Below are 19072 nucleotides of genomic sequence, written 5' to 3' on the forward strand. Positions count from 1 at the left end.
ACGGGCCAGCAACGAGAAGAAACGACGTTCGATCCCGGTGTTACGCGTCCGCCGCCGTCGGCGTGTGCTCGGTCGAGATATTGTCGATGATCTCGTCGACGTCCAGCCACGTGACGAGAGTCGTCTCCCCGTCAGTGTTCTTCTTGACGATCCCTTCGACGAACTCGTGTTGTGCGCCGACGTCGCCGTCCATCGCGCTGTTGGGGTCGTCGATCTGGGACTCCCGGTAGGTGACCGCCTGGGAGACGTCGGTCACGCGCACGCCGAGTTTCTGCTTGTCGTCGTCGCGCTCGAGGACGACGATGTAGTGTTCGTCCGAGAGTTCGTTGCGCTCGATATCGAGCATGGCCGTCGGATCGAGGACGCCGGTGATCTCGCCACGGAGGTCGGTGACGCCGTCGATCGCATCGGGGCCGCGGGGGAACCGCGTGATGTCTTTCATCTCGACGATCGCGCTGACCCGGTCGATCTCGATCGCATAGCGGCTGTCCCGCAGGTAGAACTCGAGCATCTGGATCGTGTCCGCCTGGTTGTGGGTCGAGGCGATCAGCGAGTCGCCCTGCTCGAAGACCTCCTTGCTGCGGGTAAGCGTAGCGTCGCCGTACCGATCGCCCTCCTGACCGACGGCAGAGGCGTCGACGGTGGCACCGTTCCCGAGGTCAACGTCGCCGCCGATGCCGGCGATCGCGCCGCGCAAGGCGGGGTCGATCCCCTGTTCGGCGGCTTCCTCGTCGGCGGGGCGTTCGACCATCGCCTCGAGGCCGTCGTCAGCGTCGTCGGCGTCCGTAACGGCTGGCGTGGGATTGGACTCGGCTTCGGGGTCGAGTTCGGGTTCGGTATCTGCGTCGGCTTCCGTCTCGTCCTCGGCGTCGACGATCTCCGATTCGTCGTAGGAAACCGTTTCTCCGCCGCTCGAGTCGTCGTTCGTGTCGCCGTCCTCGTTGTCGTTCGTATCGACGTTCGAGTCCGTAGACTCCTCGGGCGTCTCGGCGTCGTCTCCGTCCTCGGCTGTGGCGTCGCTGGACCCTCCGTCGGTCGCTTCCGTCTCCGAGTCGGCTGTCTCCGTCTCGGCAGTCGATTCGGACGCCGATTCCTCGTCCGTCCCTGTCCCGTCGTCGGACCCGTCCTCGCCGCCCCCACGACTCGAGCGGTTGCGCATCTCCCGGATCCGTCGGGCTCTGTCGTCGGTCATGCCGATACCTCCAGTCTGGTACCGGTGAGTCGTTCGTCGAGTGTCTCGGCCATCGAAGCGAACACCTCTCGCATGTCGTTTTCCTCCTCGACCGCGAAGATCGAACTCCCGGCGGAAAACGCTCGCTGGAAGGCGACCCGTTTTCGGACCCGGTAAAGCGGGGTCTCGGGCAGCGCGTCCTCGAACCACTCGAGCATCTCGTCGGCCGCGTTCGTGTTCTCGATCCGGTTTGCCACGAGCGCCTGTGGTTCGATCTCGACGTCGTGATCCATCTCGAGCGCGCCGACGTAGTCGAACAGTAACTCGAGCGAGCGCTTGCTCGTGGGCTCGGCCAGCGCCGGAATCACGAGGTTCTGAGCCGCGACCAGTCCGTTGTCGGTTACCGCGCCGAGGTGTGGGGGACAGTCCACGACGACGAAGTCGTAGTCGCCGTCGACGTTACTCTCGAGCGACGTCAGCAGCCGATCGAGTCGTAGTTCAGCGTCGTCCTCGGCTGCCAGCGTCGAGGCGGCGGCGTTCATGTCCACGTTGCTCGCGACGACGTCCATCTCCTCGTGGTCGTAGACGATCTCTTCGCGGGGGACGCCCTCGGGGTCGACGAGCGCGTCGAGCAGCGTCGGCGGCTCCGCGTCGTAGGCCTCGAGCAGCCCGAGTCCCTCCGTCGCGTTCCCCTGGGGGTCGAGATCGACGAAGAGTACGTCCCGGCCGCGATCGTTCAGCGCGCCGGCGAGGTTGATCGCGACGGTCGTCTTTCCGACACCTCCCTTCTGATTTGTCACACACAGCCGAGCGGGTTCCGCCATTCTCTCGTGAGATTTCAACTCTGCCCACATAACTCACACGGCCAACCGACCGCACGACGGCCTCGAAACGGGGTAGGCGCCGGGATTTTGCGGTCCGAAACGATCCGCGGGGGCCAACGTTCTTCGAAGTCTTTCGAACTGGGGCGAAACACTGCGAACCACCGGCGAACGAGTTCCGCTCCAACCGCGACGGGGACCCGTCGTCGATCGTCCCTATCGGTCGATGTCGAACGGACCTCCTCGAGACCGGATTCGCCGTCGTCGGCGGGCGACGGGTCGAATCGGCCGAATTCTTTATCAGGCGAACATCGCAATTCAGTTCCATGGCAGGGAACGTATCGTCCGCTGAGTATACTGGCGGCCGACCGCGGCGGTCGCGAAGAGCGCGAACGAGTACCTGACAGCTATGAGCACTATCTTCTCTCCGAAAACCGGACGACGACAGCACCGACGGACCGACGCCGTCGGGCAGGTATCGAGCGTGATTCACACCCGCGAGCGCCAGTTTCGGTGTCACTGATGGTCAGGGCAGTCATTGCGGACGACTCCGCCGTCATGCGGGAAACGCTTGGCAAGATCCTCGAGGACGCCGGGATCGACGTCGTCGCCCGCGCCAAGGACGGGACCGAGGCCGTCGAGCAGATCACCCGCCTCGAGCCGGACGTCGCGACGATCGACATCCAGATGCCCGGTCTGACGGGCCACGAGGTGATCGAGCAGGTGATGGCCGAGCAGCCGACGCCGATGCTGGTCATCAGCTCCCAGACGACGAAAAACGCCGAGGCGACGTTCGAGGCCCTCGAGGCCGGCGCGGTCGACTTCATCGCGAAACCGAGCGGCGACAACTCCGTCCCGATCTGGTCGAAGCAAGACGAGATCGTCGATCAGGTCCGGGCGGTCGCCGCGGCGGACGTCTCCGGATCCGACGCCGGGACGTCACGCTCGACGCGCGAGGAACCCACCACCGTCGACGTCGGCGCGACAGAGGAGTTCCCGAACGATCCGACGCTCGTCATCGGCGCATCGACCGGCGGCCCGCGGGTCGTCGAACGAGTGCTGTCCGAACTGCCCGAGCGAGCAGGGTTGCGAATTGTGATAGTTCAACACATGGCTGATCACTACACCGAACGCTTCGCGACGCGTCTCGACGAACGAACCGACTACGAGATCCGAGAATCGACCGGCCGCGACACGATCGGCCCCGGGGAGGGCGTCCTGGCGAAGGGCGGCTACCACCTCGAGGTGACGAGCCTCCGGAACGGACGGCTCACCGTCGCCCACGACGACGGGCCGGAGCGACACAACGTCAAGCCGGCCATCGACGTCACGATGGAGACCGCGGCCGAGACGATCGGCCGGCGGGGCAACCTCGCCGGCGTCGTCCTCACCGGAATGGGTGCCGACGGCGCGGACGGGCTCGCAGCGATCAAAGATGCCGGCGGCAAGGCCATCGCACAGGACGAATCGACTTCGCGAGTCTACGGGATGCCCAAGGAGGCCGCGGACCGGGTCGACCTCGACATGGTGTTGCCCAAGGATCGGATCGCTGAGGGCGTCGTCAACGCCTTCCGGGGGTGGTCCTCGTGAGCGACCCGACCAGCACCTTCGTCCAGGAGAGCAAAGAGGACGTCCGGAAACTCAACAACGCCCTGCTGGAACTCGAGGAGGCCGCGACCCCCGAGGAATCCGACGCGATCGAGACGGTGTTCCGGGTCGCGCACAACCTGAAGGGCAACTTCGGCGTGATGGGCTATACGAAGGCGAGCAACCTGGCCCACGCCATCGAGGACCTGCTCGACTGCATCCGTGACGGCGAACTCGCGGTGACCGGCGATCGGATGGACCTGATCTTCCGGGGCGTCGACCTGCTCGAGCAGATGGTCAACGAGATCTCCGACGACGGGGAGACGAAGACGAACCCGGAGGGAACGATCTCGGAGATCCGCGATTCGATCGAGGAGAATACCGGTTCGGACGCGACCGAAGACGACGGCGACGCTGCGGACGACGAACTCACCGCCACCCACGACGTCCCCCTCGAGCGCCTCCGGGAGACGGTCGACCTCGCGGACGACGAGGACCTGTTCCGGGCGATCGTTGTCATCGACAACGACGAGTCCCCACAGGTCGACGCGATGTTCGTCATCGACGCGACCGAGGACGAGTACGACCTCGTCGAGACCGTCCCCGACGACGAGGTCCTCGAGTCAGAGGAGTTCGGCGGCGAGTTCGACGCCTACCTCCGGACCGACGCGAGCGTCACGGCCGGTGACGTCGCCGGCTTCTACGAGGACAACCGCTACGTGGCGGAGGCCACGGCGGAACGGCTGACCGACGAGGTAGTCGGCGAGGCGGACGAGAGCGACGAGGGCGACGACTCCACCGACGCCGACGCCGACGACGCCGACGCCGACGACGACGGCGACGAGAGCGGATCGGATTCCGGCTCCGTCACCCACAACACCCAGGAGGTCGAGTCCATCCGCGTCGACGTCGAACAGATCGACCAGCTCTACAACCAGGTCGAGGAGATGGTCACGAGCCGGATCAAGCTCCGCAAGATCATCGAGGAACACGACCTCGTCGAGGCCGAGGACGAACTCGAGGAACACGGCAAGATCACCTCGAGCCTGCAGGATACGGTCCTCGAGATCCGGCTGGTCCCCCTGAAGAAGATCGTCGGCAACTTCCCGCGGGTCGTTCGTGACCTCTCGCGAAAGCAGGACAAGGAGATCGACTTCCAGATGGAGGGCGTCGACATCGAGATGGATCGCTCGATCCTCAACGAACTGGGCGATCCGCTGATGCACCTCATCCGGAACGCGGTCGACCACGGGATCGAGCCCCCCGAGGAGCGCGAGCGGAAGGGCAAACCCCGCGAGGGGACGATCAAGCTGGTCGGCGAACGCGAGCGTGACCGGGTCTCGGTCACCGTCGAGGACGACGGCCGCGGTCTCGACGTCGACGAACTCCGCGAGAAGGCCGTCGAGCAGGGCGTCAAGACCGAAGAGGAGATCAAAGTGCTCGACGACTCGGAGGTCTACGACCTGATCTTCCACCCCGGCTTCTCGACGACGGAGGAGGTCACCGAGGTCAGCGGCCGCGGCGTCGGGATGGACGTCGTCAACCAGGTCGTCCGCGGGGTCGACGGCTCGATCAACGTCGAGAGCGAACCCGACGAGGGGACCGCGATCACGCTCATGTTGCCGGTCAGCGTCGCCATCGTCCGCGTCCTCTTCGTCACCGTCGGCGACGAGCAGTACGGCGTCCCCATCAAGAACATCGACGAGATCTCCGAACTCGAGGACGTCACCGTCGAGACGGTCGAAGGCCGGCCGACGGTGACTCACGACGACCGCGTCTATCCACTGCTCTCGCTCGGCGACCGGCTAGACGTCCCCGACGCGGAACACGCCGAAGACGACATGGTCGTTCGCATCAAGGACAACGTCCGTCAGGTCTGTCTGCGCTGTTCCGACGTCGTCGGTCAGGAAGAAGTCGTCATCAAGCCGTTCGAGGGTGTCCTCAGCGGCACGCCCGGGATCAGCGGGGCGTCCGTGCTCGGCGAGGGCGAGGTCGTGATGATCCTCGACGTCGAGACGCTCTAGATCACACCGTCGTTATTCCGCGCGTAAGGTAGGTTGAATTTTCAGTTCACGTTTGAATCCAACAGCTGTGGGAACGACCGTTCCGTCGTCCCGTTTGCGACCAACACGACATCGAATCGGTCAACATCATTAAGTCATCCGGGTGTATTCACTCCTCTATGGACGTATTGATCACAGACGATTCCGGGTTCATGCGGGATCTTCTTCGTGAAATCCTCGAGGAAGACCACAATATCGTCGGTGAGGCCGAAAACGGCGTCGAGGCCGTCGAACTCTATCAGGAGGAGGAGCCGGATATCGTCTTTATGGACATCGTGATGCCGATCAAAGACGGAATCGAGGCGACCGACGAGATCACGGACATGGATCCCAACGCGAAGGTCGTCATGTGCACCAGCGTCGAGCAGGCCGAGCAGATGAAAGACTCGATCAAGGCCGGCGCTGAAGGCTACATCACCAAACCGTTCCAGAAGGAAAGCGTGCTCGAAGAACTCAACAGCATCGCTGCCGGGTAACTCGCCATGGAGATCGACATCCGCGAACTCGAGAACTACCAGCAACTCGCCCACGACGGTGCACAGTCGGCCGCCGACTCGCTGTCCCAACTGACCGGTATCAAAACGAACGTTCAGATCACGAACGTCTCGTTGATGTCCTCCACGGACCTCAAACAGGAGTTCATCGGCAGCGAGTTCGCCGGTGTCAGCGTCGATCTGAACGGCGAAATCTCCGGTGAGGTCGCCCTCGCGTTCGACGAGAAGGGGCGACGAGCGATCACCGACAAGCTCGTCCCGGCCGACGATCCCGAGAAGAAGAAAAGCAGCATCGAGGAAGTCGGCAACATCATGTCGAGCGGCTTCGTCGACGGCTGGGCCAACTACCTGAACGCCAGGATCAAGAGTTCGCCGCCGACCTACATCGAGGGAACGGGGACCGACGTCTTGCCCCAGTCCGCGACCGACGGTGACGGCCACCTGTTCGTCTTCCGCAGTCGTGTCGAGGCCGGCGACGGCGTCGATAACGCCGTCGACTTCCGAATCCTGCTCGTCCCCGACTCCACCTCGCTCGAGCGGACGATGCAACCGAAGACGGCGGGCGGTATCTCCTTCGAGAAACTCGAGGTCTTCACGGATATGACCAAGGAGGGGGCCGAGAAGGCCGCGACCAACATCACCTCGATGACGGGAATCGACACCGCCGTCAACGTCAGTCGCCTGACGCTGGTGCCGATCGAGGACATCCCGAAGGCCGTCGGCAGTAAACGCTACGTCGGCACCGTCATGGAGTACGACGGGAAGATCAGCGGCTTCCTCGTGATCCTGTTCGACCAGCCCTCCGGGCGGGCCGTCGTCGACTCGCTAGTGCCGATGGAAACCGACGAACAGTGGGGCGACGTCGAACAGGAGGCGCTCAAGGAGCTCTCGAACATCATGACTAGCGGCTTCGTCGACGGCTGGGCCAACGTGTTGAACGCCGAGATCAAACACAAGCCGCCGCAGTTCGTCGCCGACACCGGTGCGTCGGTGATGAATCCGGTTACGGCTCGCATCGGCGACACCGACGATCACGCGTTCCTGCTGGACTCGAGCATCGAAACCAACAGCGATCAGGTGTTTACCTGTCAGATGCTCGCTCTGCCGCGGCGCGACGAACTCGAGCAGGCCCTGGACGACCTGCTGGTCGAGAACTCGGAGAACACGCGGGTCGATCCCGAAGAATTGTTCAAGCAGCAGAAAAACGGCGACTGAGTCGGTTCGAGTTCTCGATTTCCGTTCTGTCCGTTCTCACTGTTCTCGCTATGAGCTAATGGAGATACCTCTATGACAAGCACAGCTTTATTCCAGTGAGAGAGCACCCGAACCGGATGTTTAGACCGTATTGTCCGCTACCTGATACTGGTAGGTGACAGATTCTAGAAAGAATCGAGGCTTCGTTGGTCGTCCGTGACGCCTTTCCGACCGCCGCCACGAATCGACCTTGGATCAACGATCTCCCCAGATTCGAGGCAGCGTTCGATCCACTCGGCACGCTGACCGCCGTCCTCAAGATGATCGTACGGGTAGTGGGTGTCACCTTCAGTCAACCGATCAGTGACGACGCGAAGGGTTCGACGAAACATATCGTTCGTGTCCTGGTTGAGCAGCGAGGGATCGGCCAGCACCCAAACATCACCGTTCCACTCGAGATTGCGGCGATCGACATCGACTGACTTGGCGAGGTCGACTATGTCAACGTCGGTCGGTGGGTTCGCGTCTGTCTCTGGTTGCTCGAGGCCGCCTGCAGCGAGCTGCCGCCAGTCGTCAGTGAACTCGTGACACCACTCGCGTGCACGTGCGTGAAGCGTGCTCGAAGGAGACTAGAACAGCGAATTGCAAGTTCATTCAGTCAAATCCATCATGTAACTTGACCCCGTTACCAGTCTGTTCTGGCCTTTCCTTTAGTGTTCAAACCTGATCCTTCTATTCGTTCAGGTCTATACGTAGATATCCATCCGGTCGGCATCGACTTCTTAGCTTCCCCGATCGCACTGTCGAGAAGTGCTTCATCGATCTCCTCACCGCGCTCTTCTTCATGGGCCTACGAGTAATAGATTCGTTTTATCTTCTTCCGATTCTGTGGCTTCCATAGACAAATGAGCCCGTCGCCACCGGCTTGAAACCACTGCGTACCGGGTCGCATCTTTGCGTTCAATCATTCCTCCCCGCAACTCCAAGTTCAAATAATACGATTCAACGCGAACTGCTAGACTGCGAGTACGAGCGTGAAACGTGGGGAAATCGCTCGCTCATCGAAGCCTGATTCGGAATCTTCAAATACCGCACCAGACGTTTCTATCATCGATTTCCCTTCCACAGCACCGCCAACTCAACCAGATCCTGGCTTACAGCCTTCGCTGCTCTCCACAATGCTACGCTCTAACCTTGACACCCTTCAACTAAGTGTGATTGTGTCGTGAACAGATTGTACTTTCCGTCGAATGAAAATATCTGGAACGGTAGTATTTACCGACCGTAGTTCGGCAGTTAAATCTCGTTTATGACAGTCCTCCCATTACCACCACTTGTATCGACCATTACACTCGTGTTCGTATCTCCTCCGGTTAGGCCAGTGACTTTGAATCCAAGTCGCTCTGTGGATCCGATGACGGGGGCTACTTGTTCGAACTTTGCCTCAGAGTAAGCCTCGAACTTGTTGCTATCTTGTTCAGTATCTCGTTCAGTCCACTCCTCGAATGACCAACTGATCGAGGTGGCGGTGTCATCAACCGCGGATCCATCCGTGACTTCGCCACCCGTCACACTCCATTCGAGGTCGATTTCCACCGCATACTGGCGACCAAAATTCCGCCAGACGGCTTCGTATGCAGCTTCGTAATCGCCAGATGAAGCTGCTGCTGGGATACTGGCAATTGATAGTCCGAGGGTGTCATAGAACTCTTCTCACACCGTGATGATGGTGCTTCCCGGATTGTCTCCGCGTTCATAGTTGGTGATGGCGACCACGAGGCGCAGACAGAGTGCGAGGAACACCTGCGCTCGTGCGTGGACGCGGCCTCGGGCGTGCGTTCGCCCGAGGCCGCAGTCCTTGACTGATTCGTTGGTTCGTTCAACCCCCGTACGGCGGTTGTACGTCTCATCCAACGTGGATTGCTTCAGTTGAACGTCTTCGCTGTGTTCGTCGATGCGGTCTTCGACTCTGTACTCGATATCTTTCGGCTCGTCGGTGTTTCGCGCGTTGTACGGAGCGACTGGCACGACCCCTGCGGCCAGCAGGTGGTCGTGCCAGTCGAGCGTGTCGTAGGCGCTGTCTCCAAGCATCCAGATCGGTGTGGAGACGGCGAGCGCGTCACGCGTGACGCGCATCGCCGTCTCCTCTGGCGCTTGCTTACTCTCTGTGAACTCCGCCGCAATCGGGATCTTTTGTCCGGTCGAGACGATCGTACAGCCGTAGCCGTGGTAGTACTCGTCGTCGGTTGGATCGTAGCACTTCGACGCGTCTTGATCGGCAGGCATCGCCCTCACGTCAGTTGAATCGATGCAGTAAGTCAAGTCGAGCAGGCCGCGGCGGGCGGCCTGCTCGACGAGTCGGCCAAAGACCTCGTCAACGACGTGTTCGAGGTCGGTGAGAAAGCGATCGACCGCGTCTCTGGACGGCGGTCGATCGAACCCACAGCTGAGCCAAACAACCGTGTTCCGAAGCTCTCGCTCAACCGGACGAATCCCGTAGATGTCCTTGTAGTAGCAGTGGAGGAAGCCACGCATCAACTCTGGTGGTTCATGCTCTCGTGTTCGCCCCGTCTGCGCCGGGGCGAACACGTCGAACTCTTCGAGAAACTCGAAGGAGAGGTGCTCGAACAACGCTAGCGTCTCGGTCTCCGCGACATTGAAGAACGACTCTACCGAAGGATCATCTTGCAGGGTCGCTGAGGCCATACCATCTCAGCATTCACCCTGCTCTTTGGTGTGGTAATCGTTCTATGACACCCTCAATTGATAGTCCTGCTACTGTACCTCCGATCGTCTTTATTGCTTGTCGTCGTTCCATTGGAATCGAGTGAAGTAGTAGTACGCTGCCAGTGCTGCGATTCCCGGAAGGATGGCTACCAGCAAAATGGCAACGGTCAATGCGACTATTGATGGGTGTTTGAAACCCTGTTTTTGGGAGTCAAACAGAATCCAGACTGTGGCCACCCCGATGAACGGCACCCAGAGGATAGCTGCCAGCGGACCTATGAAGGTGAATCCGAGCCTCACATACAGGAAGACCGCTGCGAATGCAACTATACCCAGTGCGGCAATTCGTCTATATGTGAGGTTTTTGATTTCGAGGGAGGCCAACAGGACTGGATTCATATTTGAGTTAAAGTGGTGTATCTTCGTTTATCAATTCGGCGTTTCCGTTAGCCTCACAACGGTGGTTGATGGTGGCAGTTACCGTTCGCCAAGTCGTTCCGACGTTCAGAGAGAATTCCCCGCGCTCACGTGCGTCGAACCGCTCATCAGTTTGGTTTCTGATCTGTGAACTCACTTCTCCATCGTAGTCGGTAAATGAGTCACCATTCCCGTCTTGATCTGTACTTGCGTTTCGCCAAGTGTCACCATTGTACTCCCAACTGAAAGTTTGCTCGAACCGATATCTCACATTGCCAGCAATGGTGGCACGAGCAGTGTGGGATTCAGGTTGCTCACTCCATTCTGAGTTTGGTTCTACTTCCGAAACCCTCGCAACCTCTGTTTGGTAGTCCCATTCCGGATTGAGAAGGACATCGATAACCCCCTCTTCCTGATTTTTCGTCAAATCATCCTCCAACTCTTCTGGATGGTCGGAACTATCGTGTGCTTTGATGAACTCGATAACTCCTTCCCGGTCATCAGGATCGAAATTAGTTGGATCATCCTTCTGATTCGCTAATACGGTTCCAGGAATTGTGGTGAGGCCCACAGCTGCGACAGCGGAACTAGTAGCGAACCGCCGTCGAGATATGGACTCACTGGTCTCCTCCTCTTGAGTTTGGTTTTCCTGCATTACATTTTACCTTAATGTTCCTTCCAATTTCACTTTAATTACTGAATCATCATTCAAATATCGGTGATTGATTCACTTGGTGGGAATCTCCCGTTGGTTTGGGAATCTATTCGGCTTTGTTGAATCGCTGTAAGGTAGAATACTCTCCAGTAGTGCATACTACACTAACGGTCGTCGCGTTCACTAGAGCTAATGGAGATACCTCTATGATAAGCCATGCTTTATTCCAGCGATAGAACAACCGAACCAGATGTTTAGCGTATAGGAGGCAGTCGAGCAAGGATAAGTTGGGTGTTGAGAAGGCTCGCCAGCAGAAAGTATTTTCCCGTGAGGACACGCCGACGTAGTACTCAAGATAACTTTTGCAAGTCGAGGAACTGCTTGATCCAGTTGCCAGCGAAGCTCACACGAGCAGTCAATCTCTCGAAGACAGTACTGACGAGAGCGCGGAACTCTTCCGCGCTCTCGACGATTAGCGGAGATATTTCCCACTTCAAACTCTTCCAGACCGATTCGATTGGGTTGAGGTCTGGCGATCCAACCGGCAAGAATACGAGATCGATACCGAGTTGGGACGCTCGCTTACGCGTGTATTCGCACGTGTGCGAGAAGAGATTGTCCAAGACGAGCAGAATCCGCTTGCCGGGATTCTGCTCGCGTATCCTTTCGAGACAGTCGCAGATTCGTTCTTTCGTCTGATCTTCCGGGAATGAGACGATGCTCTCGCCGTTGAGTGCATAGAAGCCGACCGCTGGTTCATCGATTCGAACCAGCGGTCGCTCAATGTGCGGGTTATCGACGTACCACATCCGACGCGAATTATCCCACGGTTGGGGATGTGAGGCGTCGAAGAACCCAACGACAGTACCCCCATCTGTACAAATATCGTCGTCAAGTTCCCAGCCACCGTCTTCGTCGGCTTCCTGTTTGTTGTGTGGCTGGTTGTCGTCCTCGGCGAGCGCCTCATCAAGGCGCTCGTCGAGGATCTCTTCAGCATCGTCAGGCCGTGATGGGCGCTTTGTTCGTGGGATTGAGTACGAAAGCCCTAGTTCACGGAGGAACGTACTCAGATAATCTGGATGGTACTCAACGTCGAATTCCTCGTTGAGGAGATGCTGTATCTCTTGTTGTTTCCACGGTTGGCCCTCACGCAGGAGTTCGAGAAGTTCTTCTTGTTCATCTTCGCCGAGCTTCGGGGGACGTCCGTCCCCGAAGTTCGGCGTCAGTTGACCGAGTCCGCCCTCATTCCAGCGCTGTGCCCACCGGCTTCCGGTTGATTCAGATTTCCCCACCCGGTTTGCTGCCTCCTCAAGCGTATCTCCTTCATAGAGATTCTTCACGAAGGTAAGGCGGCGGACGACCTTCGGATCGTCCGCCTCGGTCAGAAGTCGATCAAGATCCTCATCGGAAAGATGTCGAACAACGTCCTTTCGACGATCGCTGCTCACTGTTCATCAACCATCTCACTCCAGCCCCAAAACTTCTCTCACGTACTAAGAACGGCGTGTCCTTGCGGCGTTTTTGTACCATTCTAGCCTCTCATACCGTCGGATCGAACCGTTCGTCGATTGATCCTACGAGGCGATCAGACAGTAGTTTCATCGGCTGAAACACTTCTTGGGGTCGGACTGCCGAGATCGCCGAGAAGTCACCGTCGATGTGACGAAAGTCGAAATCGGCGGCGACGAGCACTACGTTTGGGCTGCGTCGATTGTGACACACTTGAAGTTTTTGCCGTTGAGGCCTTTCCCGGTCGATCGAGCCTCGCTGCACTCCTCTTTTTGAAAGACGTTCTCGAACGGTGCCCCGGTCGCCCGCTGGTGCGGGCCGACCGTGACTCATAATACGACTGGCCGCTCGAACTCTTAGACTGCGAATACGAGCATGAAACCTGGGGAAATCGGTCGCTCATCAAGGCGAGGTTCGATATCTTCAAATATCGAATCAGACGCTTCTACCACCGATTTCCCTTTCACTGCACCGCCACCTCAACCAGATCGTGGCTCACAGCCTTCGCCGCTCTCCACAATACGACGCTCTAACTTTGATATTCTGGCCGTGTTGAATCACTAAACGATGGTGGAACGGTCTACCAAATCAACGAAGAGAAAACGGAAGGGTCTCTAATCCAGATCTCCCGCGACGTTTTACACTTCAGGAGGTGTTCAGGAGAGTGTTAGCGGTGTACTCTCGGCCTTATGTTTTGAATACCAGTCTCTGGCCCACGTAACTGCGGCCCTATCCTTAGAATCGATGATACCACGAACAACACCAATATCGTCGTGAATAACGACAAGAACATGTTCGATGGGTTCTGTAATCACGACGACCCCCATCGGAATTTCACCAGAGTACGAATAAGCGTCGAAATTCCCGGTGTTGATGAGGGTTTTGAATTTGTCACTGAGTTTCGTTTGTATGTGTTCAGTCGCCTCTCTTCCGAAGACAAACTCAGCATCCAGTCGGTTCACTCTCGTCTGAGTCAAATACGTCTCAACCATAGGCGAGAAAATAGTCGGCACGACACCACTAATCTTGGTCGCCTCAGAGACTTGTTCTTCAAGATATTCGTACACAAGGTCTGGTCTCGTTTCCCCGATCACACGTGTCGTTGCATCGCGAGCGACGGACGGATCAAGAACCGTTCCAATCTCCTGTCTCGTTTCAAGTAATCGCTTCGATTCTGCAAACGTCCGGACGATTTCATCGGTTCGCTCATACTGTGTATAGACGACTTCGCCGAACGTTGTCGGTACATACATACCATCCTGTTTTTTGACTAGATCGTGATCTTCGAGTTGTTTGAGCCACGGTAAACCGTCGACTGTGAGGCGTCTACCTCGTCGACCAGTTGGTTTTGATAAGCCGGGCCATCGATGAGTCGTTTGAATATCGACGACCGTTTGTGGAGGACCATGTAGGCGGCGTGCGCTTTCTCCGTATCCATAATTCTATGTATTGTGAAAATTCACTTATAGCTACTGGAGATAACGATAAGAGATAACTAACACAGTGGTATTCAATATGGCATAGTCAAGCCAGATAACGTACGACATTCGCACTCTGTGTGCATAATCAACAGGTGAAGCGACGGAAAAGAAACCACGTGTTGTCGAATACCCAATCGATAGTAATGAGTTATACTTTCACTCCGGTAGCGTATACTTTTTATTCGAACTCAGGAAAGTATGGGGTAATGACAAACAGGTTCCCGGAACAAAACACCTCTCTGTCTACTGAATCCGTCTCTGGTGATGCTGATTCGTGGGAGGAACGGAATCGTAATCTTCTCGGCTCGATTGACCTAGATAACATTTCCCGAGAGCCTGGAGAAAACCCGTATAATAGTTTCTACTCTGCTGATCCAGTTGATCCAAAACACTCTACCCATCGAGCTGCTCTCATCACCGCCCACGAAATTATCGACGATCTCAACGATGAGATCGACGTGGCCAATGCCGTGACGAACGCGAATATTCCACTCGAGAAATTCAACGATCCCTACTGGGATGACCACCCAGAAATCTACGAGTTCGAGGTAATGCGCCGGTCGTTCATCTACGCCGAACTCCGAGGAATCCGTTATCACCAGGATCTCGCGGACTTCCTCGAGCGCAACCCCACGATCGCGTTCACACTGGGCTTCGAACCGGACTTCGGTGACGAAAACGAGTATCCTGCCCTCAAGGTGTATCACACGCCAGAGACGCCTCATCAGACGACGATCACCCGGTGTGCGAATCGTCGATTCCTCGCTCGAGTGGAGAAGTTCATCACGGACGTCGCCGACGAGGTCGAAGCCTACTGGCATCGACACACCCACCTCGTCGAGATGCATGAGCTGTGGAGCGAGAACGATGACGTGAATCCCGGCGAGTCGGAGGAAAAACTCGACCCAGATGGTCTCACGAAAGAGCAGATCCGCCGGCTCGTGAACGAGTTGATGCGCCACGTCTGTCCGAATATTAGCTTCCAACGCGGGAAGAGCAAGGAGATCCGCAAAAACCTCTTTCTCGAGGTGATCGCCCACTGCGGGCTGACGAACTCGAGTGTCTACGGTGGCGGCGACGTCTTCGATATCTACGCTTGCCCCGAGGACGGCGAACTGCCCCACGGCAAGACCTTCTTCGACCACATGAAGGGGCTACGTCTCGAGGAGATGCTCGAGATGTTCGACGCCGCAATCGAAAGTATGGTCGGCGGGGCACAGGATATCGGCCTCTACGACCGGCCCGTCGACATTGCAATCGACGTGACGACCGTCGAGTACACCGGTATCGGGAAGACGTTCAGCTTCGAAACGATCGCCGATCCCGACAACGATGACTGGGGCGCTCGCGAGCGGTCGGAAGTGAAAGAGGCGATCGAAGAGTGGGACCTCGAGCCGATCGTCGGCGAGGACCCAGCGGACATCAAGCACGCGAACTTCGACGACCCAGATAAACGGGCTGCTGCCAAGCGCGTACGGGACTGTGTGCAGTGGGTGAACGGCACGAAAAAGCAAGACGAGGATATCGAATACGGCTTCCAGTTCGCCGCTGCGGCATTCGCTGAGCATACCTGTCCGATGATCTACGGGGTGGAGCCGATCGACAGTCGGAGTGGAGAGGAGCTAGCCAACCACGTCAGTCAGTTCGTCGAGCGAGCGCAGGACCTCGTGGTAGTGGATACGGTGTACATGGACGCCGCCTACGGGCGGTGTTCAGAAGTCCACAACCAGTTCCACTACGGCCACGGGTTCAGGACCGCCGACCGGTTCGACGTCGAGTACGTCGTGAAGATGGAAGAGCGGAAGCGTGTGAAACGGGAAGTACTCGAGGAGCGGTATAAAATCGATCACCGATTCGAAGAGGGAGATACGCCGCTGAGCATCGATCGGCTCGCGAAGAAGCGTCTCGGGATGGAGTTCGCTGGTGAGCCGCTCATCAAGTTCGAGGTGTTCGTGGCCGCCGTAGCGAACTTCATGCGGCCAGTCGACTGAACTGGCCGCCGTTTCGGGTTCGAAATCCGATAGTGGCGACACTATTCTGTGATTCAGTTTTCGCCGTTTTCTTATCAGATTCGACTAGATAGCTGATTCTAGTTTTCTGAGAGGCCATGTTTTCACCCGGATTGGCCCCGATAGAACTTTTGTTCACTGTTAGCTGTGCTTGGAGGAACCCGTTTCTCGATTAGCTGCGCTATTCTCGCCGTCCTCGTCGCACTCGAGGTTGCCTGCCCGTCGATACGCTCGGCCCGAATCAGGACTCCATCAGGCGTTGACGTCCTCGATCCGTTCGCTGACGATGATCCGCCCTTTCGGCGTCAAGGAGATCTCGTCGCCGCTCTCGACGATCAGGTCCTTGTTTCGCACCGAGTTCAAGACGTTGGTTACGTAGGCCGGATCCCCGTCCAGCATGTTCGTGAAGTCGATATCGCCGCCGGTTGCGTGGACGCTGACGAGGACGCGCTTCTCGGGGTCCGAGAGGTCGATGTCGTCGACTTCCTCGCGGAGTTCGTCGAACTCGAGGCGGAGGAATCGTGCGAGCAGGTTGACGTACTGGCTCTTCGAGGGCGCGATCAGCGACGTCTTGGTCAGTCCGGAGTCGTCGTCGATGTGCTTGACGACGAGGGTCACCCGGTCGTCGCTCTCGCCGATCTTGTTCCCGCGGTCGATCGACATCACTCGCTCGACGTCGAAACTGAAGTTCCCGCCTTTGGTCTGGACCTCGATCCGTCGGTTCTTGATCCGGAGTTTTCCCGGGACGACCGGCGTGTCCTTGACGCGGCCGCCGACGCGGGCGGGGTGTTTCACCGCGACCTTCCGCCCGTTCAGCAGGCAACGAAACAGGATCGCGACGAACTTCTCGGCGATCTCGCCCTTGCTTTCGATGACCGCGCTCCTGGTCGACCCCTCCTCGTCTCGGTAGCCGATCGTCACCGTATCGTTGAAGAACTGCTTGACGTGGTTCGGCACGCTCCCCACGTTGACGTCGACGACCCGCGAGAGCGGGATCGTTTCTTTCCCGTCGGACGACGCGAGTACGACCCGCCGTTTCGTCATGATGATCCGACCGTTCACCGGCTTCCCCCCCGATCCGCCGTCTTCACCGCCTGACTGTCCGAGAAAGAAGTGGCCGGTGAAGTCGGCGACGATGTCTTCGTTCATGGTCGGTCGTCCTGAATGCCGTACTGTAGCGGTTTCGTCGTCATATTCGTTTCCATTGACTTATTCGATCGGTGGGACGGGTGCGAGCGCGCCGCGAAACTCTCGTCAGTCGTCAGTCCTGTCGGGTGATGTGGAACGGCAGCCCTTCGACCCCGTCGCGCTGGAACGACTCGATCGCCGAGTTCACCTCGTGGTACTCGAGAATGTTCTCCTGGATCATTCGCTCGATGATGTCGGCGCGGAACTGCAGGTCGTCGTAGATGTCTCGGGTTTCGGCATACCCCAGCAGGGTTGCGATCTGTTCCTCGAGGACGTAGGAGTTGTTCATCCCCTGGAAGATGATCTCGTCCTCGACGGGGTCCCAGTAGAACACCTGCCGGGTGACGACCCCTTCCATCTCCTCGGAGTAGCCCTCGATCTCCTGGACGCTCGTCACGCGGCGCAGGACGTCGTCGCCCTGTTTGACGCGGTTCTGGAACAGCGCGACGTCGGCGTTGTCCATGAACGTCTCCGGGACGTTGATCGGGTCCCCCGTAAAGCGCTGGATCATCGAGACGATGTCGCTGGCGTGGAAGGTCAGCATGACGGGGTGGCCGGTCTGGGCCGCCTGGAACGCCATCCGACCCTCCTCACCACGGACCTCGCCCACGACGATGTATTCGGGGCGAGAACGCAGCGCGGCCTCGACCAGGTTGAACATGTCGACGTCGGCGCTGTCGTCGCTGCGACTCTCGCGGGTCAGGAGTTGCTGCCAGGTGTCGTGGGGCGGCAGCACCTCGGCGGTGTCCTCCGCGGTGTAGATCTTCGAGTCCCGCGGGATGAACGTCATGATGGAGTTCAGCGTCGTCGTCTTCCCCGACGCGGTCTCGCCGACGACGAACACCGTCCGCTCGTTCTCGAGACAGAGCCAGAGGTAGGCCGCAAGTTGCGGTGAAAGCGTCCCCCAGTTCGTAATCTGGGTCACCGACAGCGGGACCTCGTCGCCCTGACGGATCGTCAGCGAGGGCCCTTTCACGCTGACGTCGTCGCTGTAGATGACGTTCAGACGCGAGCCGTCCGGCAGCGTCGAGTCGATGATCGGCTCGGCGTCGGTCATCGGGTTGCCGATCCGTTCGCCCATGTTCGAGAGCCACTGGTCGAACTCCTCGGGGGTCCCGAAGTCGACGGAGGTCTCGACCAGCCCGAAAACGCCGTGGTCGACGTAACACTCGTTGGGGCCGATCACGTGGATGTCCTCGTTCTCCGGGTCGCGCATGACCGGCTCGAGCGGCCCCAGGCCGACGATGTCGCGGTTGAGCCGGTAGCGGATGTTCTCGTAGGTCTCCTCGGGGATCTCCTGGATGCCCGGGTGGAACTTGACCTTCAACCGCTCGATGAGGCTGTCGAGCTCGTCGTCTTTGATGTGGGTCGTCTCGTTGAGCAGTTCCTCGATACGGTCGTCGTACTCGGCTTCCTTCTCCGGGGCCTTCTTCGTCGCGCTCCGGCGCAGCAGGGAGTCTTTGATCTTTTCGAAGACCTCCTGCTCCTCCTGGGAGAGCGTCGGCTCCACGGCGAAGTACTGCATCTTCGTCCCGACGTCGCCGTAGACGTGGCTGTAGATCGGTCCCCCGACGGGGTAGAGCACGTTCGGATGGTTGACCTCGTGTTCGGCCGTCGGCTCGTCGACTAACATCGGGAACTCGCCGGTGATCTGCCGGAACTTCTTGAGGTGTTCGCGCAGATGCGGTCGGCGAGCTGCAAGCTCCTGAAGCTCGTCCGACGGCTTGGGCGTCCCCATTTCCGTCATCGAGCAACC

Annotated in this window: 17 protein-coding genes; 6 read left to right on the top strand and 11 right to left on the bottom strand. The window is 58.6% G+C overall.

Features of this window, described 5'->3' with window-relative positions; genetic code table 11:
• Window positions 1-40: 40 nt before the first annotated feature.
• Both CHINAEXTREME_RS06120 and CHINAEXTREME_RS06125 read right to left on the bottom strand, forming a co-directional pair.
• Window positions 41-1192 (bottom strand): chemotaxis protein CheW, encoded by a 1152-nt coding sequence (locus tag CHINAEXTREME_RS06120; RefSeq protein WP_007139861.1) that lies wholly within the window; start codon window positions 1190-1192, stop codon window positions 41-43.
• A complete protein-coding gene (locus tag CHINAEXTREME_RS06125; protein WP_007139860.1) occupies window positions 1189-1995 on the bottom strand; it encodes a ParA family protein in 807 nt (268 codons plus the stop codon). The genes CHINAEXTREME_RS06120 and CHINAEXTREME_RS06125 overlap by 4 nt, the downstream gene beginning before the upstream one ends.
• Before the next feature lie 519 nt (window positions 1996-2514).
• On the opposite strand from CHINAEXTREME_RS06125, the gene cheB reads away from it, so the two are divergent.
• The 5 genes from cheB to CHINAEXTREME_RS06150 all read left to right on the top strand — a co-directional run bounded on the left by cheB (window position 2515) and on the right by CHINAEXTREME_RS06150 (window position 7812).
• Window positions 2515-3582, top strand: a complete 1068-nt coding sequence (gene cheB / locus CHINAEXTREME_RS06130) for a chemotaxis-specific protein-glutamate methyltransferase CheB (protein ID WP_010546383.1) — start codon at window positions 2515-2517, stop codon at window positions 3580-3582.
• Entirely contained in the window at window positions 3570-5603 is a 2034-nt protein-coding gene (gene cheA / locus CHINAEXTREME_RS06135; RefSeq protein ID WP_007139858.1) for a chemotaxis protein CheA, read from the top strand. Before cheB ends, cheA begins: the two co-directional genes overlap by 13 nt.
• Before the next feature lie 158 nt (window positions 5604-5761).
• The gene (gene cheY / locus CHINAEXTREME_RS06140; protein ID WP_029601393.1) at window positions 5762-6118 is read left to right on the top strand and encodes a chemotaxis protein CheY; all 357 of its coding nucleotides are present in this window, start codon (window positions 5762-5764) and stop codon (window positions 6116-6118) included.
• 6 nt (window positions 6119-6124) lie between these two features.
• Window positions 6125-7351, top strand: a complete 1227-nt coding sequence (locus CHINAEXTREME_RS06145; protein WP_007139856.1) for a chemotaxis protein CheC — start codon at window positions 6125-6127, stop codon at window positions 7349-7351.
• A gap of 185 nt (window positions 7352-7536) precedes the next feature.
• Complete coding sequence (locus tag CHINAEXTREME_RS06150) at window positions 7537-7812, top strand: hypothetical protein (protein ID WP_193790360.1); 276 nt, start codon at window positions 7537-7539, stop codon at window positions 7810-7812.
• Between the two features lie 814 nt (window positions 7813-8626).
• Here the strand turns inward: CHINAEXTREME_RS06150 and CHINAEXTREME_RS21385 are convergent.
• The 7 genes from CHINAEXTREME_RS21385 to CHINAEXTREME_RS22150 form a co-directional block, all read right to left on the bottom strand.
• Entirely contained in the window at window positions 8627-8926 is a 300-nt protein-coding gene (locus CHINAEXTREME_RS21385) for a hypothetical protein (RefSeq protein ID WP_044961554.1), read from the bottom strand.
• A gap of 117 nt (window positions 8927-9043) precedes the next feature.
• The gene (locus CHINAEXTREME_RS06155) at window positions 9044-10036 is read right to left on the bottom strand and encodes a transposase (protein WP_076738695.1); all 993 of its coding nucleotides are present in this window, start codon (window positions 10034-10036) and stop codon (window positions 9044-9046) included.
• Between the two features lie 90 nt (window positions 10037-10126).
• Window positions 10127-10456 carry a hypothetical protein gene (locus tag CHINAEXTREME_RS06160; RefSeq protein WP_007139854.1) on the bottom strand — a complete coding sequence of 110 codons (330 nt, stop codon included), beginning with the start codon at window positions 10454-10456 and terminating at the stop codon, window positions 10127-10129.
• Window positions 10457-10463: 7 nt separating this feature from the next.
• Window positions 10464-11129: a hypothetical protein gene (locus CHINAEXTREME_RS21390; RefSeq protein ID WP_152423870.1), complete on the bottom strand. Its 666-nt coding sequence runs from the start codon at window positions 11127-11129 to the stop codon at window positions 10464-10466.
• Window positions 11130-11479: 350 nt separating this feature from the next.
• The gene (locus CHINAEXTREME_RS06165) at window positions 11480-12577 is read right to left on the bottom strand and encodes an IS630 family transposase (RefSeq protein WP_029601817.1); all 1098 of its coding nucleotides are present in this window, start codon (window positions 12575-12577) and stop codon (window positions 11480-11482) included.
• A 717-nt stretch (window positions 12578-13294) separates the two neighbouring features.
• Entirely contained in the window at window positions 13295-13891 is a 597-nt protein-coding gene (locus CHINAEXTREME_RS22145; RefSeq protein WP_238593359.1) for a transcriptional regulator FilR1 domain-containing protein, read from the bottom strand.
• Window positions 13892-13908: 17 nt separating this feature from the next.
• Entirely contained in the window at window positions 13909-14076 is a 168-nt protein-coding gene (locus CHINAEXTREME_RS22150; protein WP_238593299.1) for a hypothetical protein, read from the bottom strand.
• Window positions 14077-14325: 249 nt separating this feature from the next.
• Between CHINAEXTREME_RS22150 and CHINAEXTREME_RS06175 the strand changes: the two genes are divergently transcribed.
• Window positions 14326-16110, top strand: coding sequence for a transposase (locus tag CHINAEXTREME_RS06175; RefSeq protein ID WP_238593360.1), 1785 nt, complete (start codon window positions 14326-14328; stop codon window positions 16108-16110).
• Window positions 16111-16380: 270 nt separating this feature from the next.
• Here CHINAEXTREME_RS06175 and CHINAEXTREME_RS06180 read toward each other — a convergent pair whose 3' ends face one another.
• Window positions 16381-17277, bottom strand: coding sequence for a CheF family chemotaxis protein (locus CHINAEXTREME_RS06180; RefSeq protein ID WP_007139852.1), 897 nt, complete (start codon window positions 17275-17277; stop codon window positions 16381-16383).
• 112 nt (window positions 17278-17389) lie between these two features.
• Window positions 17390-19063, bottom strand: a complete 1674-nt coding sequence (locus tag CHINAEXTREME_RS06185) for a type II/IV secretion system ATPase subunit (protein ID WP_029601489.1) — start codon at window positions 19061-19063, stop codon at window positions 17390-17392.
• Between the last annotated feature and the right edge of the window lie 9 nt (window positions 19064-19072).

The sequence above is a fragment of the Halobiforma lacisalsi AJ5 genome, from assembly GCF_000226975.2.
In the GTDB taxonomy this organism is placed as follows: domain Archaea; phylum Halobacteriota; class Halobacteria; order Halobacteriales; family Natrialbaceae; genus Natronobacterium; species Natronobacterium lacisalsi.